Below are 16,148 nucleotides of genomic sequence, written 5' to 3'. Positions count from 1 at the left end.
GCGACAAATCTAAAGTTGTTTCAAACGCAAAAGTTTGATATAGGTCAATAAAACAAGTTTTTGATTTTTTTTAAAGTCTTTGTTGTTTTACATTTGCCCCGCAATGGTTTGGCTGCATTTTTTCGAATGTAGTCAACGAAGAGGGAATCAGGTGCAAATCCTGAGCAAGCCCGTTACTGTAAGTTCCATGCAACATTTTGGCAGATTTAAATACTTTAAAGTATTACAATCTAATCTTTTGCCACTGCATTTTAAAATGTGGGAAGGCCGATCAAAATGGGAATAAGTCAGGAGACCTGCCAATGCAAATAATTTCAAACTTTCGTGGACCAGAGTTTTGAAACAATACAGTTATCAAATTAACATTTGATTTTAATTTTCCTTAAATCGCTATTTAATAAATAGGGTATTTTGTTGTGCGCATATGTAAGCATTATTTTCTGCTGCATTCGTGTATGATACCTTGTTTTATAGAAAAGCCTTTTATGGAGTTATTAAAGAGTCAGATTTTTTAATATCGGCATTTATGCATCAGATTACAAATGATTGTAATCTGAGTAGTTGCATTATGCCTTTTAAACAGAAAAATAATCAAAACTAATTAACCCTTAAAAATTCTAAAATGAAGAAAATTTTACTTGTATTGTCGGTTGTCCTGCTTTTGTCAGCCTGTTATAAAGATGATATTAATGACCTGAAAAATGATGTCAACGACTTGAAAAACCGAATGGCACAATACGAAAACTTGCTTGATGTACTTAATAAACGCCTATATGTAACAGGTTATGAAACAAAAGATGGCAGCTACGTTATTACAATGAGCGACGGGACGAAACTTTCTGTTCGCAATACTTCGTCATTTATAAAAATTGGAGAAAATGGCAATTGGTGGATCGATGGCGTTGATACCGGAAATCCTGCAAAAGGTGATAAAGGAGCAAACGGCGAAAACGGAAGTAACGGTCAAAATGGCGCAAACGGAGCCGACGGAGCAAAAGGTGATACTCCAAAAATCGCTATTGGAAGCAACGGAAACTGGATTATAAACGATGTAGACAGCGGAATATCGGCTTCTGGCCAAAAAGGAAAAGATGCTGCAGAAATTACCGCTGTAGCAATAGCAAATGGTATTATGACTTTTACTTTTGCTGATGGCCGTACGATTAGTATTGTTGCCAGTGCGCCAGAAATTGCAATTGCAATACCAACAGGTGGTTTTACGATCGATAAAATGCAGTGGTTCAGAGTTCAGCCTCAATTAACAAATGCTGCGGGAGCGACTTACAAATGGTTCATTAACAAAGAAGAAGCGGGTACAACGACAGATTTATTTTCTGTGTTTGCAACGCCGGGAACTTATAATGTTGAGTTTAAAGCAAAAAACGGAGTAGGAGAAAACACAAAAACGTTTACTGTTGTGGTAACAGATAAAACGTACCTGAACAGAATCACGCAGGTATTTGACTTTCTTCCGGCACCGGGACAATTTACAAATTCATTACCGGCTGCAACAGCTGCAGATACTGACGAAACAATGCGCGTAAAAGCCGAAACAGCTTTAACATCAGGAAGCATGGTAAGTCTTGGAGGATTTGGCGGTTATGTGCAATTTGGTTTTGACCATACGATTATCAACAAAGAAGGTAATGATTTTGTGGTTTTAGGAAACGCTTTTGCAGATTGGTCAGAACCTGGAATTGTAATGGTTTCATACGATGCAAACGGTAACGGAAAAGCGGATGATGAATGGTTCGAAATTGCGGGATCAGAACATGGAAAAGCAACAACGATCAAAAACTACGAAATAACGTATTATAAACCAGATGCAGAACCGGCAAATGCAAATGAGCGTAACTACATTCGCTGGACAGATAATCAGGGACAAAGCGGTTATATTGCTAAAAATACGTATCATAAACAAACGTATTACCCAATGTGGAAAGGGGCAAATACCATCACTTTTAAAGGAACTTTTCTTAAATCGAATATCTATGATAAATCTGGAACAGGAAGCAATTGGGCAAATCCTGCTTATGATTGGGGATACACAGACAACTGGGCAAATGCTGATGTAAGAGGACAAATTGATCTTAGCTGGGCTGTAAATGCAAAAGGAGAATCAGTGAAACTTAAAGGTATTAATTTTATAAAAGTATACAACTCTAACAACGCTGATGGAGGCTGGTTAGGAGAAGTTTCTACCGAAGTTTCCGGATTTAAAGATTTGAATTTACCGTAATTTAAGTTTTATCCTAAATAAAATTACAAAAACTAAAATCCTCTAAATAATCTTATTTAGAGGATTTTTTTGGTTTTAAACTAATTCAAGCAGCGTTTGCGTATTCATAACTTCTGCAAACTCGTTATGCAAACTCGCAAGCGATATTTGATGCACAAGTTCAGAATCATATTTTTCGCCGTTGATTCCAATTCGGTCAAAGGTTGCAGTTGCATCAGCAATTAAATAAACGTCAAACCCAAAATTTCCCGCCATTCTGGTGGTCGTAGAAACGCAATGATTGGTGGTAAGACCCACAATAACCAGTTTCTGAATTCCCAATGCGTCTAATTGCTCTTTTAGATCCGTTCCTATAAATGCGCTGTTGACATTTTTTGTAATCACAGGTTCGCCAATAATAGGTTTTACTTCGTCTTTTATTTCGAATCCGGGATTTGAATTGTGCAATCTCGAATCCGGATGCACAGAACTGTGAACAATATGAAAAACAGGCAGTTTAACCTTTCTCCATTGTTCGAGAATCTGGTACATTTTCGTTTCGGCATTTTTATTATTTCGATTTCCGCCCCAATAATCCTCTTCATTAAAACCTTTTTGAACGTCAATTAAAAGCAAGGCAGTATTTTGGTCTCTAAGCTTCATCTTTTTATAAATTAGATTGTTAGACGCAAATTTACTTTTGTATTCCCAATCAAAAAAGGACAAACAATAGTCGTTTTAAGACAATCTGTTTTTTATTGTTGTAGGCAAAGCATCCAGATGGTTTTCGAGAACAATGCGCAATTGTTTAGAGGTTTTGTAACCGCATAAATGTGCGATATGTTCTATTTTATAATCAGTATTAGTGAGTAGGCTTTTGGCTTTTTCGATTCTTAGTTTTGTTCGATATTCGGCGATTGTAATTCCGGTTTGTTTCTTGAAAATGCGAGTCAGGTTTCTGGGACCAATATGTATTAAATCAGCAAGAAAATCAATTGTCGACGTTTTATCGATATTCGAAATAATCCAGTCCTGAACAATATGAATTTTTTCGTCATGATGGTTTCTGTTTTGCAAATAAACACTTTCTTGTTCGTCATTTCCGTTTCGTCGTTTATAGACCACCAATTCTTTTGCAATTACAGCGGCAGTTTGTTTGCCGTGGCGTTCTTCAATAATATGCAAAGCGAGATCGATTCCGGTTGTGATTCCGGCACTGGTATAAATATTTCCGGATTGTGAGAACAAAGTATTGCTTTGCGTTTGCGTAAGCGGAAAATCTTTCTGGAGTTTATCAACCAGTTTCCAGTGCGTTGTAGATTGTTTGTGATCTAAAAGTCCGGCTTTCGCCAAAAGAAACGCTCCGGAACAAATACTGCAAATCGTGATTTGATTCGCATTTACTTCCTGAAGCCATTCAAAAAAAGAAGGATCTTCATGATTCAAATCGATTTGGTGCGTGCTAAATCCCGAAATAAAAATAATATCCTCTTTCTGCGGTTTCGTTTTAGAAAAGTGAGTAAGGGATGCCAATTCTAATCCCGAAGAACAAATTACAGATGATTGACTACTGATAAACTGCAACTTATATTCGAATCCTAAAAGTATCGCTTCCTGAAATACCTGCAAAACGCCACTCAAATCAAGTAAAGTAACTTGCCTGGGAATGTAAAAATAAACCGTAGATATCGCTTTTTCCATTTTAGAGTTTCTAAACGCTTTTAGTGGAACAAAAATAATGGTTTAATTCTGTTTTTCGAGTTTCTTTTAAAACCCGTATTGTTGGATTTTATTTAGTTATTATAATCCATTAAATTTAGTTTAATGGATTATGGGTTTCCGTAAACTTAGGGAATTGGTGATATTTATTATTGCTTACAAAATCATATACAAATTAATTTATGGCATTATGAATTAACAATTCTAAATAGCTCAGATTTATAAAATCAAGCTATCTAGAATGTTTTTTTAGAATAATTCTTCAAAAAGAAAATTTCCATTAATTATTTCTCGTACTTCTAATATATTACTGATTTTGAAATTACGAATTTTTCCTTTTCTTAAAAGGCAATTTGTTTTTAATATTATTTCAACATTTTGATCTTCAAAAATTGTTTTTGGTAAGGTATTATCAGGAATTATTTCACCGTCAACATGAATAAATATATTACCATCATCATGATAATTATAATTAATAAAAGAAGGATTGTGATCAAGAGTCCAAGACCTTAAGTTTGTGTAAGTATCTTTAAATTCATTGAAATCTTTAACATACATATATAAACCAGTGATTTTTACAATTCGCTTAGTAATATTTTTATATGTGTCTCTGTAAACAATTAAATAGTATGCATCAATATTAAATTTACAATCAGTTATTTTTAATCTAAATCCATTGTGATAGTCAGGATATTTTCTTCCAAAAATACTGTTTTCAGTTTTTTTCGAGAAGTCACTATCAATAGTAATTACAGCTTTATTTTGCGATATATAGTCAAAATAATTCATCTGATAAAAATAATGTTTGTAGATAGTTGATTCCGAATGTCCTATAGTATGGGTTATAGCTATATTTATATTTCCTTCTAAAAGAAAAGTATTACTTAAAGGTAAATTAAAGAAGGCATTTTCTTCAATCGATTCAGCTATATCGGATAATAAATCTCTTTCTAAAAATAAATCTTGTATATCTTTAACTAGATATAATATCTCATGCGGGAATGAAGATTCTGAAAAGGATTTAGAGTTTGAATTATACCACTTGCATTTTAATTCAATTTGGGGTTTTAAGGCTACACCTGTTTTTTCACAAAACTTATTTTTAATGTCTTCAATTTTATATCCAATTACTGTCATTATAGGAGGCAAAAATTCTAAATGATTTGTTTCTACTAATTCTCCATTTTCAGCAGTACGATTTATTTTTTTTTTATATAATTCAACATCAACACTTTTTAGAACTACCTTTTTATTTAAATAATTTTCTTTGATTAGACTCTCGTAATTTTTAACAGAAAGATCTTTATTATTCTCTTCTGTTTTTTTTTGAAAATTAAATTCATAAAGAAATTTATTATCTATTATGGAAAAAAAAATTTTGTTAACTAAATTACTGTTAATCCATTTATCTAAAAATTTACCATCTTTTGAATTATAATAGATACAATGTAATTGTTGTCCGACATCAGTTCCAGTTACTTTATCAAATGTTTTTTCTTTTATTTCTTTAACTACTAAAATTGGCGAAGTATAATCAGCATAAGCTGAAATTTTAACATTAGTTAATTTTTTTACAAATGGATGTGTTTTAAATGAGATTAAATCTCCTAGTTTAATTTCAGACATATTATCTTTTTTATAGTTAAGATAACGAATATATGAATTTTAATGTTAAATTTGAATAGAATCTGCGTGAAGAGTAAATTACAGCTGAGTGGATCATAAAACAGAATTTTCTTCTGTTTTACTCTTATATATTAAGATATTTGAGGAAGAAAGATTTATTAAATTTCGGGCTGTTTACTAATAATAAACCCGCCTGTAATAGAAGAGTAATAACATCAATAAATATGCCAAATACATCATGTGTAATGCATGATTTCATTAAAGGTAGTATTAATATAGTTGATTTCATAATTGTTCTTTTATATTTATTCGCAACACCAATGACTCAGTAATTGGGTACCGATCCAACTCATATTTATGAGGTATGTAATTATTTGCGCTATTGCTTCTCGCAGATTCTTTTTTAATTTTTAATTATGGATAATAAACCAAGCTGGCTAAAAGAAAAAGGATATGTACACTTATCTCCATCATTAGAATTAGGAAATAATTGGTATAAAACCGAAAAAAAAATTACTAACAAAAAGTATATTGAAAGCTATGCTTTTTATCCTTTAATCCATACTATACTTTCCGATAGAAAATTTAAAAAAGGGAATTTTGAAAAATTCACCACTGGTGAGAGAAAGCATACGCATTATCGCATAAAAACTTTTCATCCTGTTAGGAATTCAAAAGATAGACCATTACATTATGCAAGTCATACAGATGCTTTAGTATATGGATATTATGCAAGTATATTAAGGGATAAATATGAATATTTATTAAAAAGAGAACCTTTACAAGATGATGCAGTAATAGCATATAGAAAAATTGAGACATCTGAAAGTTCAGGTATAGGTAAGTCTAATATTCATTTTGCAAAGGAATGTTTTGAAGAAATTAAAAATAGAACACAAAATAATGAAGAAGTTGCTGTTTTAGCAATCGATTTAAAAAGTTTCTTTTCTACTTTAGATCATAAAATTTTAAAAACACAATGGATAAAGATTTTAGAAACCGATAATTTACCTAAAGATCATTATAATGTTTTCAAAGCATGTACAAATTTTAAATATGTTTTATTAGATGATTTAAGAATAAAAAAAAAGAAAAATGGTAAAAAAGCACCTTACGACGAAAGTAAACTAGCTAACATTCGTAAAACAAAAGGATTTAGATGTTTTTTCGAATCAAATGAAGATTTCAGAGAATATATAAAGGAAGGGAAATTACCTATTTATTCAAATCCATTCTCGAAAAAATTGGATAATGGTAAAACCGTCAAAGAAGGAATTCCACAAGGTTTACCTATTAGTGCTGTACTAGCTAATCTCTATCTTTTTGATTTCGATTTAGACATTGTTAATCGTTGGGTAAAACTTAAAAATGTTTATTATAGAAGATATTCAGATGATATATTTATTGTGTGTGAAAAAGGTCTCTGCGATGAAATTGAAAAAGACATTCATGACTTAATTAAAAAATATAAAATAAAAATTAGTACAGATAAAACTGAGAAATTTCTTTTTCGAAATGTAAATTATAAAAATAGCGAAAGACTAGAATGTTTTAGAGTTTTAAAAGATGGGAAGGAGATTTCATCAGCTATGTCTTATTTAGGTTTTGAATTTAGGGGTTATCATACTGGTATAAAATCTACAAATCTTGCAAAATATTATAGAAAGATTATTTCAACTGTTAAAAGAAAGAGTAAAAGAACTTTAAACTTACTTGAAGTGAATCCCCATACAAAGAAGGCGATTTTTATAAATCAAGTTAGAAAAATTTATAATTTACCAGTAAAATTTAAAGATGGAGATTTGACTGAAAAAAAGGTAAATAAGAAAATGAGATATAATCTTATTTTAAATGAAAGAGGATTTTACGAATTTAAATTTACTGAACGAAATAATAAAAAACAAGCTAATTATCACAGTTATATCAAACGCTGTTGTAAAGAATTTGGAACAGATTCTTTTAAAAAACAGATTAAGAAGAGTAAACACATTGCTTATTCTGCCATTGATAAATATTTAAATGTGAGCTAAATATATAGACAGATTATGAACCCGAAAACCCACGTTTACAATCCATCCCAACAAACTATATCAAACAAATCCCGCATAAAAAAAGAGACCTACAAGTCTCTTTTTTCTTTTATATATGTTTTTTACAAAGTATTATTTATTGTTTATTATATTTTGTAAAAATTCAACTTTGTCTTTTTCAGCCTGAACTAAACGTTCGTAAAGTTTTTTATTTTCTTCGTAAGATTCAACCAACTTATCTAAAGGATTGAATGTACAATGATTATTGAAGGTTGCAGAAGTATTATCATTAAAGTTATTAAAGCTATTGAAATAATTAATTATGCCTTCATCAGAAAAATTCTTAATCGCTTCAACACTTACTCCCAAAGCTTTTGCTACATCTACAAGTTTATCATCGTCTATGGTTTCGCTGTTTTCCAGAGCAGATATCGTTTGCTGGTTTGTTCCTAAAGCCTGTGCCAAAGCTTCTTGTTTCATATCACGAAGTTCACGAATACGGCTAATTTTTCGCCCTATATGATTTTGTTTTGTTAGTGTGCTCATAATTCAAAGATAATATTAAGGGTAATAACAGGCAATATATAAAAAACATATTTTGCCGGGTACGATACAAGCAAAATCATTTGGTATAATCACCATTTTCTGCTAAACAAAAGTACGATTTTTGAGACATGAAATGGTTAAAAGCAAAAAAATATCCTGATCAAACTAATTTAAAATCAGATAAGAAATTCAATAAATTATCCTTTTTCTTGCTTCTTTAGCAAGAAAAAGATAAAGCGAATGGCTGGATAAAGCTCCAAATAAAACCCATAATAATTTTGTATCTTAGTCATATTAACCCAATTTTGCTTTGATCCAGAACTTTTATCAGATCAAAATAAAATATAAATAGAGACAAATGCCTTGGAATCCTGAAATATATAATAAGTTTAAAAATATTCGTTATCAGCCATTTTATGATTTGGCCGAATTTATTGAGCCAATAAACGGAATGAAAGCAATTGATTTGGGTTGCGGAACGGGCGAACAAACAGCTATTTTGGCTGATAAATTTAAAGATGCAGATTTTCTGGGCGTTGATTCTTCGGTAGAAATGCTGGAACAATCAAAGGCTTTAGAAACAGATAATTTGCATTTTAGAAAAGCAACTACAGAAGAAACAATAGCATCTGGCGAAAAATGGGATTTAATTTTTAGTAACGCCGCTTTGCAATGGTCGAACGATCATGAAACGTTGTTTACAGAATTGATAAAACTGGTTAACCCAAAAGGACAATTTGCAGTTCAAATGCCTGTTCAGCCGGAAAATATACTCAATAAAATACTGGCAGATTTGGTTGATGAAGAACCTTTTAAATCTTATCTCAAAGGTTACAAAAGAGATTCCCCGGTTTTAAGTATCGACAATTATGCACAAATTCTCTTTGATGGCGGACTCGAAGAACTGCAGATCCTGCAAAAAGTATATCCTATAATCGCGAACGATCACGAAAAGCTTTACAATTTTATTTCGGGTTCAGCTTTGATTCCGTACATAGAACGTTTAGAAGGCGAGCAGAAAGCACTTTTTATCCAGATTTACAAAGAGCGAATTGCAGCGCATTTCCCAAAGCTTCCGGCGATTTATTCATTTAAGAGGATTTTGCTTTACGGCAGGAAAGGGTAGTGGGTTTTGCTTAATCTCTGTGAGGTTTTAAACACATAGAAACATAGCTTTTAGGATTGCTCAAAAAAGGCGTTTCACTTATAATATTACCGCATAGTGTATTGTGTTTTTAAGCGAAAAAATGATCTACATTTTTTCTATTTATTCAACCACGCTTTAAATTCGGCGGCTTTGTTTTTACTGATAATTACATCGATGGCAGATTTTGGTATGACTTCAATTTTGAGTTGGTTGTTGCCGTATTTTAAAATCTTGTCGATTGATTTTATAGCCAGAATAAATTGTCTGTTTGCCCTAAAAAAGATCGTGTTGTCTAGTTCACTGTATATTTCTTCCAGACTATTATTGCTGGTTGATATTTTCCCGTTTATATCTTTCACGTAAGTGATCGTGTTTTCCATGTAGATATAGGCGATTTGTTCTATTTCGAGTGTGACGATTTCGTTTTTCAGGTTCGTTAAAATCCGTTTTTTATTTAAAGCAGGAGCAGAGACATCCGTATTTTTTAATTGCTCGTTCGATTCTAATTTCGATTTGTAACTGGTCAGGTCATAATTCAGTTTCGAAAGACTTAATACTTCATTAAAGAGTGTTTCGTTTTTCTGTTCCAGTTTTCTCTCATAACGGCTTCCAAAAAGTCGGATCATAAAAAAAGAAAGTAAAACAATCAAAGCTCCTGTACTGATATAAACGATGATAAAGTAGAATTTTAAATCCTGAACCTGTTTGTTGATACTTTGCAGATTGGCATGCGAGGCGATAATCCAATCTGTGTTTTTAACCGGATAGAGATATATAATTTCAGAATCGATCTCAGGATTATTAAAATTCCGAACGCCGCCACCTTCTGTTTTGTTTTTTAAATAAGTATAAAAGTCTTCTGAGTTTACTTCGTTATGTGTTTTCGAAATATAAGATTCATTAGGCAATGTCATGGCGCCAATTCTTGCCGGATCAGGATGACAAATCTCTTTGCCATTCTGGTCGAACATACAGATAAAACCGGTTTGGGTATCGGTTTTCTCAATACTTTTCTGAACGTTATTGATGATAACTTGTTTGTCTTTGTTTTGTTCTGCCTGATACGAAATAAGGTTTGCCATTTCTTTGGCTTCTCTTTTACTGGATTCGATTTGTATTTTCAAAAATTGCTCTGTACTTAAACCCACGAGATAGTTCATGCTAAAATAGCCGCAGATATAAACGACAACGAGTAAGGATAAAAAAGTAAAAAGATAAAGCTTGTCTTTTTTCATGTGAAAGTTTTGTATTCGACAGCCAAATTTAATTAATAATAATGGGTTGGATGCAATTATTTTTAAGGCAAAAAAAGCAGCAAAAATTTCAAATTAGAGATTAAAATTTTACGAATTATTATTTTTTAAATTAAGCCAATTTCTGTTCCCCTCTTTTTATTCCCTTTTAAGTTCATTTTTTCCCTTTCGCACAGTTTTCTTTGATTTCATGCGGTAAACAGTTGTTCATTTGCAGTGTATTAAACACTAAATATTATAAAAATGAAAACAATTAAAATTTTAGCTTTCGCACTTTTGGTCTCTTTTAGTACTATTAAAATGTATTCACAAGAAACAGTTTCTAATAAACCAACTATCATTTTTGTTCACGGAATCTGGGCAGACGGATCTTCTTTCACGAACCAGATTGTCGCTTTGCAGGCAAAAGGATATCCGGTAATTTCAGTTCAAAACCCGATTACTTCATTAGCAGATGATGTTGCGGCTACCAAAAGAGCCATTGCCCAGGCAAAAGGAAATGTGATTTTAGTAGGGCATTCCTGGGGAGGTTTTGTCATTACACAAGCCGGAAACGATCCTAAAGTAAAAGGTTTGGTTTTTGTAGCAGCTTTGGTTCCTGATTTAGGAGAAACACTTCCATCATTATCTGCGCAAGGTCCTGCAGTGACTTTAAGTAATTATCTGGAACCGGTTGATGGTTTTATGTACTTGTCTAAAGAAGGAGTAAAAACCGTTTTTGCACAAGATCTTAAAGAAAAAGACCAAAACCTGATTCATGCAACCCAAACTCCTGCAGCGCAAGGTGTATTTGCTGACAAAAGTGGCGAACCTGCCTGGAAAACAAAACCAAGCTGGTATATTCTGGCAAAAAGCGATAAAGCAATAAGCCCGGAATTAGAAAGATTTATGGCAAAAAGAGCGCACTCTAAAACTACAGAAATCGAAGCAAGTCACGTAGTAATGCTTTCGCACCCAACAGAAGTATTGCGTATTATTGAAGAAGCAGCTACTGCAAAGAAATAATTTTTTTAAGTTAATTATAAGCTCCGGTCATTTTGATTTGGAGCTTTTTTTATGAAGTTTTATTTCGGAGTGTTTTTTTAAATAAAAGTTTCACGCAGATTTAAAATGAGATTTATGCAGATTCCCGCGGATTATTATTTAAATAAAATCTGCTTTAATCTGCTATATCTGCGTGAAAAAATCTTGCACTGTTTTTAACTGATAAATACATTATTGAAGTTTTGTAATCTCTGCCCATAATCGTGTAAGATTTTCTGACAGGTTGTGAATTAATTTTAACCCTCTGTAAAAGAAAATATTAGAAGAACAAAACAAACTATAATCATTATGATACATAAAATAGAAACAGCAAATAATTTAATTGCTTTTAGAGCACTTGGTCAGGTTACAACAGATGATTTTAAAAGCGTCATTTTGCCTGAATTAGAAGGATTATCGAAACAATCAAATGAAATTAATTTTTTGTTTGCGCTGGATACTGATGTTCAGAATTTTACTGAAAATGTATGGTTTCAGGATGCCGTTCTGGGATTACAGCAATTTGACAACTGGAACAGGGTTGCTATTGTTTCTGACTCTGAAGAAATTAATTTTAATGACGGATTTACATTTAACAGTACCGGTGAATTACGTGGTTTTAAAAAATTAGCTTTCAATAAAGCCCTGAAATGGGTCGAAGGAAATTCAATTTTATAAAATAAGGTTATGAGAGCAATATGGACAGGATCAATTAGTTTTGGGTTAATTAATATTCCCATTAAAATATTTTCTGCCGTGCAGGAAAGCAGTATCGATATGGATATGCTGGATGAAAAGGATCATGCCAACATTAAATTCAAAAGGGTAAATGAAAATACAGGCAAAGAAGTTGCTTATGCCAATATTGTAAAAGGCTACAAAATCGATGATAAATATGTCATTCTGGAAGATGCTGATTTTGAAGCTGCCGATGCCGAAAAAACAAAGACTATCAATATTCAGAGTTTTGCTTTAGAAAGCGAAATCAATAGTATTTACTACGAACAACCGTATTATCTTGAGCCTGATAAAGGTGCCATGAATGCATATGCTTTGCTTCGTGATGCGCTTGAAGCATCCGGTAAAGTAGGGGTAACGAGTTTTGTTTTGCGCAACAAAGAAAGTCTGGCGATTTTAAAACCTTATAAAAACGTGATTTTATTAAACAGAATCAGGTTTGAACAGGAAATCAGGGATACATCTGACTTAAAACTTCCTGCAGCTTCAAAAAAAGCCACCAAGGAAATGGATATGGCCGAAAAATTAATCGATCAGCTTACAGAAAAATTTGATATCAGCGCTTATAAAGACGAATATACCGCCAAGCTTTTGCAAATTATAAAAAACAAAGCAAAAGGCAAAAAACAAACTGCGCCAAAATTAAAAGTCGTTCATAAACAAAACGATGATTTAATGGCAATGCTAAAAGCAAGTCTGGAAAAAAAGAAATCCTCTTAATCAGGAGGATTTCTATTTTCGAGTTTGTGTAGTATCTTTTTAATATTGGCACCTTTTCCTAAAACAGGTTTCCATAAATCCCCTTTTTTCTCAAAGCGTTTCATCACATTTTTAATCGTAAACTGTGAAGGATGCAGTTGCAGGTTTACTTCGCTCCATTCTAATGGTGTTGAGACTGTTGCTCCCGGTTTTGGTCTTACAGAATAAGGCGCTGCGAGCGTTTGTCCGCGTCGGTTTTGTAAATAGTCGATATATATTTTATGGTTTCTTTTCTTGATACTTCGCTCGAGAGAAGTTGTTTTTGGCAAACGCGATTGTATTTCTGTTGCCAGTAATTCTCCTAAAATTTTAATAGAATCATAGTCATATTGCGCTGCAAGCGGAATATATACATGCAATCCGGTTGCGCCCGAAGTTTTGCAGTAACATTCGGTTTCCAGTTCATCCAGAACTTCTTTTACCATTAAAGCGGTTTTTACCACTTCTTCAAAATTATCTTTTTCAGGATCGATATCTATAACAAGCCAATCCGGATTTTCGATGTGTTTTATAGTAGAATTCCACGGATTCATTTCGATACAGCCTAAATTTGCCATATAAAGTAACGTCGCTTTATCATTGCAAAGCAAATAATCGAGAAATTCTTCATTCGATTCAGAAAAAACTTTTTCTGTTTTTAACCACGTTGGCACTTTATCTACATCGACATCTTTTTGGTAAAAACTCGAACCTTCAATTCCGTTAGGAAAGCGATTCATAGATTGCGGACGATCTTTGAGATACGGAAGGATCAAATCAGCCACTTCGTTGTAATATTGCACAATTTCTCCTTTGGTAATACCATCATCAGGAAAATAAATTTTGTTTTGATTGGTAAGATGCAAAGTGGTTTTTCCTATTTTTAAATCATAATCGTTTTCTGTTTTTTGAGTTGGTTTTTCTTTCATTGTATCTTCTTTTAATTTCGTTTCCGGTTTAACATCTGATTTAATGTTCGAAGGCACAAAAACCTCATTTGGTTTTTTATCAATTCGTAATCCCAAATACACAGGATGTCTCAAATGTTTGTCATTGGTCCATTCTGAGAATTTAACCTGGCAGACTAATTTAGGTTTAACCCATTGAATTTCATCTTTTAGCGCAATTTTTTCGTTAAGCGGAGATTCATTTACAAAATAAGGTTTTAAGCTTGTATACAATTCCTTAAGCGTAGAATCTGTAAAACCTGTTCCGCATTTTCCAATAAACTCAAGTCTTTTTCCATAATATTGCCCCAGTAAAATGGCGCCAAAATATTTTCTGGATTTCTTAGGTTCCGTAATTCCAATAATTATAGCTTCTTCTGCATTCGAAGTTTTAATTTTAAGCCAGTCATTACTTCTTTTATTAGATATATAAGTGCTGTCTGCTTTTTTTGCAATTATACCTTCGCCTTTGCTTTTTATCGAAAGCTCAAATTGATTAAGACCTTTTTCGACGGTATGTTCCGAGTAAAAAATGTTTTTGAAATCATATTTATTAAACAAGATTTTAAGCAATTCTTTTCTTTCCAGCAGAGATAAATCCGTAATTAGATTTCCATCTAAATTCAGTAAATCAAAAACATAATATTTCAAAGTACCCAAGCCTGTTTTTAGATAATTCTGAAGCAACTGAAAATTGGCTTTTCCGTTTTCATCTTCAACAACAATTTCGCCGTCTAAAACCGCAATATGATCTATTTTATGTAATTCATCTGCAACGGGTTTAAAATTTAGATTAAACGACAATTCATTTCGGCTAAATAATTGTACATCATCAGGATTAATTACAGCTATTGCCCTGTAACCATCATATTTGTTTTCGAAAATCCATTGAGCATCATCAAATGCTTTTTCTCGTATCGTGGCCAGCATGGGTTTGATAAAAACTGCTGGTTTTTGAGATGAATGCTTCTCTTTTGTTGAAATGCTTTCTTTTTTTACGCTTTTCTTTTCGCTGATATCTTCATTTAATTTTTTTGAATTCTTTTCGAGTTCTTCTAATGTTCTCTCAGAAAGTACCGATTTGTTTTTATTCAATACATCATTTTCAGAAGCATGCGGATCACTTTTTTTAATAAGTAACCAGGCATTTTCCTGTTTTCCTTTGAGTTTTATTAAAGAGAATTCTCCTTTGAGTTTTTTTCCTTTTAGAATAAAACTTAAATGCCCTTTTTTAAGATCAGCTACTAATGTTTTTTCGGGATTTGTCGTTTTTTCATCTGGTGTATACGTACCATTATCCCAAACGATAACATTTCCGGCACCGTAATTTCCGGCAGGAATTGTTCCTTCAAAATCCTTATAACTGTAGGGATGATCTTCTACCATCATCGCCAGCCGTTTATCATCAGGATTCATCGACGGACCTTTCGGGATTGCCCAGCTTTTAAGAACGCCGTTCATCTCGAGCCTGAAATCATAATGCAAATGGGAAGCGGCATGTTTTTGAACTACAAAAATCAATTCGCTTGCTGATTTCTCGACTTTACCTTTAGGTTCTTTGGTTTGTTTAAAATCTCTTTTTTGATTGTATTTAGACAGTGACATATGATTTTGCTAATATTAATATCGTTATTGAAAGGGAGTAAACTGCGGTTGCAATAAAACCGAAAATGATGTGTGCAAGCAGCAGCTGAAAATAATATCCTTTAAAATCAATTTCAGGTTTATGATCACTCAGCTTAAACATAATTATCCAGCCCAGAATGCCAATGACCCCACTTATAAATCCCAGTAAAAAGGCGCTTAGAAATGAAATGGGTAAAATATCCCTGACCCATAAAAAATGATACGCCAGCACGAATAGAAAGCCTATAAAATAATGAAGTAACCAGGCTAATATTGATTTTGTCTGAGGAGCTAATTCCAGATGAAGTCTGGTTAGCATAAATGTCAGTAAAACGGGTTCTTTATACAATTCCCGAAAGCTTGCTGATGCTGCATAGCTAAATAATGTCATGGCCGATGTGGCTGCGATCGAAACTATTATTAATTGTAAAAAAATATAAATATCCATGGTAAGTTGATTTATACATTGATAATTTGCAAATTCAAATTGTAGTCTGTAATTGGGTAAAATAAAATAAACCATTCGTCGCGAATGGT

General features: G+C 32.5%; 13 protein-coding genes and 1 riboswitch. Of the genes, 6 read left to right on the top strand and 7 right to left on the bottom strand.

Going from position 1 to position 16,148, the window contains the following annotated elements; translation table 11 throughout:
- The first annotated feature begins 87 nt into the window (after window positions 1-87).
- A riboswitch (cobalamin riboswitch) is annotated at window positions 88-319 on the top strand.
- Between the two features lie 303 nt (window positions 320-622).
- A complete protein-coding gene (locus tag BXU01_RS01000) occupies window positions 623-2,239 on the top strand; it encodes a PL29 family lyase N-terminal domain-containing protein (RefSeq protein ID WP_083691301.1) in 1,617 nt (538 codons plus the stop codon).
- Between the two features lie 75 nt (window positions 2,240-2,314).
- On the opposite strand, the gene BXU01_RS00995 is transcribed toward BXU01_RS01000, so the two are convergent.
- From BXU01_RS00995 to BXU01_RS00985, 3 genes are all read right to left on the bottom strand, one after another.
- Entirely contained in the window at window positions 2,315-2,881 is a 567-nt protein-coding gene (locus BXU01_RS00995; protein WP_083691300.1) for a cysteine hydrolase family protein, read from the bottom strand.
- Window positions 2,882-2,956: 75 nt separating this feature from the next.
- Window positions 2,957-3,919, bottom strand: a complete 963-nt coding sequence (locus BXU01_RS00990; protein WP_083691299.1) for a GlxA family transcriptional regulator — start codon at window positions 3,917-3,919, stop codon at window positions 2,957-2,959.
- 267 nt (window positions 3,920-4,186) lie between these two features.
- The gene (locus BXU01_RS00985; RefSeq protein WP_083691298.1) at window positions 4,187-5,563 is read right to left on the bottom strand and encodes a hypothetical protein; all 1,377 of its coding nucleotides are present in this window, start codon (window positions 5,561-5,563) and stop codon (window positions 4,187-4,189) included.
- A gap of 416 nt (window positions 5,564-5,979) precedes the next feature.
- Between BXU01_RS00985 and BXU01_RS00980 the strand changes: the two genes are divergently transcribed.
- Window positions 5,980-7,593, top strand: a complete 1,614-nt coding sequence (locus tag BXU01_RS00980) for a reverse transcriptase domain-containing protein (protein WP_083691297.1) — start codon at window positions 5,980-5,982, stop codon at window positions 7,591-7,593.
- 132 nt (window positions 7,594-7,725) lie between these two features.
- Here the strand turns inward: BXU01_RS00980 and BXU01_RS00975 are convergent, their stop codons facing one another.
- The gene (locus BXU01_RS00975) at window positions 7,726-8,139 is read right to left on the bottom strand and encodes a helix-turn-helix domain-containing protein (RefSeq protein ID WP_083691296.1); all 414 of its coding nucleotides are present in this window, start codon (window positions 8,137-8,139) and stop codon (window positions 7,726-7,728) included.
- Between the two features lie 358 nt (window positions 8,140-8,497).
- Here BXU01_RS00975 and BXU01_RS00970 point away from each other — a divergent pair, with 358 nt between their 5' ends.
- The gene (locus tag BXU01_RS00970; RefSeq protein ID WP_083691295.1) at window positions 8,498-9,265 is read left to right on the top strand and encodes a methyltransferase domain-containing protein; all 768 of its coding nucleotides are present in this window, start codon (window positions 8,498-8,500) and stop codon (window positions 9,263-9,265) included.
- Between the two features lie 137 nt (window positions 9,266-9,402).
- Here BXU01_RS00970 and BXU01_RS00965 read toward each other — a convergent pair whose 3' ends face one another.
- Window positions 9,403-10,521 (bottom strand): LytTR family transcriptional regulator, encoded by a 1,119-nt coding sequence (locus BXU01_RS00965; RefSeq protein WP_083691294.1) that lies wholly within the window; start codon window positions 10,519-10,521, stop codon window positions 9,403-9,405.
- 261 nt (window positions 10,522-10,782) lie between these two features.
- Between BXU01_RS00965 and BXU01_RS00960 the strand changes: the two genes are divergently transcribed.
- From BXU01_RS00960 to BXU01_RS00950, 3 genes are all read left to right on the top strand, one after another.
- Window positions 10,783-11,544 (top strand): alpha/beta hydrolase, encoded by a 762-nt coding sequence (locus BXU01_RS00960; protein ID WP_083691293.1) that lies wholly within the window; start codon window positions 10,783-10,785, stop codon window positions 11,542-11,544.
- Window positions 11,545-11,871: 327 nt separating this feature from the next.
- Window positions 11,872-12,240 (top strand): STAS/SEC14 domain-containing protein, encoded by a 369-nt coding sequence (locus tag BXU01_RS00955; RefSeq protein ID WP_055092821.1) that lies wholly within the window; start codon window positions 11,872-11,874, stop codon window positions 12,238-12,240.
- 9 nt (window positions 12,241-12,249) lie between these two features.
- On the top strand, window positions 12,250-13,020 hold the full coding sequence (locus BXU01_RS00950) for a Ku protein (RefSeq protein WP_083691292.1): 771 nt from the start codon (window positions 12,250-12,252) through the stop codon (window positions 13,018-13,020).
- Here the strand turns inward: BXU01_RS00950 and ligD are convergent.
- The gene (ligD, locus tag BXU01_RS00945; RefSeq protein ID WP_083691291.1) at window positions 13,017-15,590 is read right to left on the bottom strand and encodes a DNA ligase D; all 2,574 of its coding nucleotides are present in this window, start codon (window positions 15,588-15,590) and stop codon (window positions 13,017-13,019) included. The genes BXU01_RS00950 and ligD overlap by 4 nt on opposite strands.
- Window positions 15,577-16,059, bottom strand: coding sequence for a hypothetical protein (locus BXU01_RS00940; RefSeq protein WP_083691290.1), 483 nt, complete (start codon window positions 16,057-16,059; stop codon window positions 15,577-15,579). Before BXU01_RS00940 ends, ligD begins: the two co-directional genes overlap by 14 nt.
- Between the last annotated feature and the right edge of the window lie 89 nt (window positions 16,060-16,148).

Origin of the sequence: [Flexibacter] sp. ATCC 35103 (genome assembly GCF_001975985.1) — a bacterium.
Taxonomy (GTDB): domain Bacteria; phylum Bacteroidota; class Bacteroidia; order Flavobacteriales; family Flavobacteriaceae; genus Flavobacterium.
Note: the sequence above shows the minus strand (reverse complement) of the source record. Positions and strands in the feature narration are given on the sequence as shown.

Bases quoted from the DNA above. Each gene is read 5' to 3' on its own strand.
- BXU01_RS01000 (WP_083691301.1), top strand. From the start codon at position 623: ATGAAGAAAATTTTACTTGTATTGTCGGTTGTCCTGCTTTTGTCAGCC.
- BXU01_RS00995 (WP_083691300.1), bottom strand. From the start codon at position 2,881: ATGAAGCTTAGAGACCAAAATACTGCCTTGCTTTTAATTGACGTTCAA.
- BXU01_RS00990 (WP_083691299.1), bottom strand. From the start codon at position 3,919: ATGGAAAAAGCGATATCTACGGTTTATTTTTACATTCCCAGGCAAGTT.
- BXU01_RS00985 (WP_083691298.1), bottom strand. From the start codon at position 5,563: ATGTCTGAAATTAAACTAGGAGATTTAATCTCATTTAAAACACATCCA.
- BXU01_RS00980 (WP_083691297.1), top strand. From the start codon at position 5,980: ATGGATAATAAACCAAGCTGGCTAAAAGAAAAAGGATATGTACACTTA.
- BXU01_RS00975 (WP_083691296.1), bottom strand. From the start codon at position 8,139: ATGAGCACACTAACAAAACAAAATCATATAGGGCGAAAAATTAGCCGT.
- BXU01_RS00970 (WP_083691295.1), top strand. From the start codon at position 8,498: ATGCCTTGGAATCCTGAAATATATAATAAGTTTAAAAATATTCGTTAT.
- BXU01_RS00965 (WP_083691294.1), bottom strand. From the start codon at position 10,521: ATGAAAAAAGACAAGCTTTATCTTTTTACTTTTTTATCCTTACTCGTT.
- BXU01_RS00960 (WP_083691293.1), top strand. From the start codon at position 10,783: ATGAAAACAATTAAAATTTTAGCTTTCGCACTTTTGGTCTCTTTTAGT.
- BXU01_RS00955 (WP_055092821.1), top strand. From the start codon at position 11,872: ATGATACATAAAATAGAAACAGCAAATAATTTAATTGCTTTTAGAGCA.
- BXU01_RS00950 (WP_083691292.1), top strand. From the start codon at position 12,250: ATGAGAGCAATATGGACAGGATCAATTAGTTTTGGGTTAATTAATATT.
- ligD (WP_083691291.1), bottom strand. From the start codon at position 15,590: ATGTCACTGTCTAAATACAATCAAAAAAGAGATTTTAAACAAACCAAA.
- BXU01_RS00940 (WP_083691290.1), bottom strand. From the start codon at position 16,059: ATGGATATTTATATTTTTTTACAATTAATAATAGTTTCGATCGCAGCC.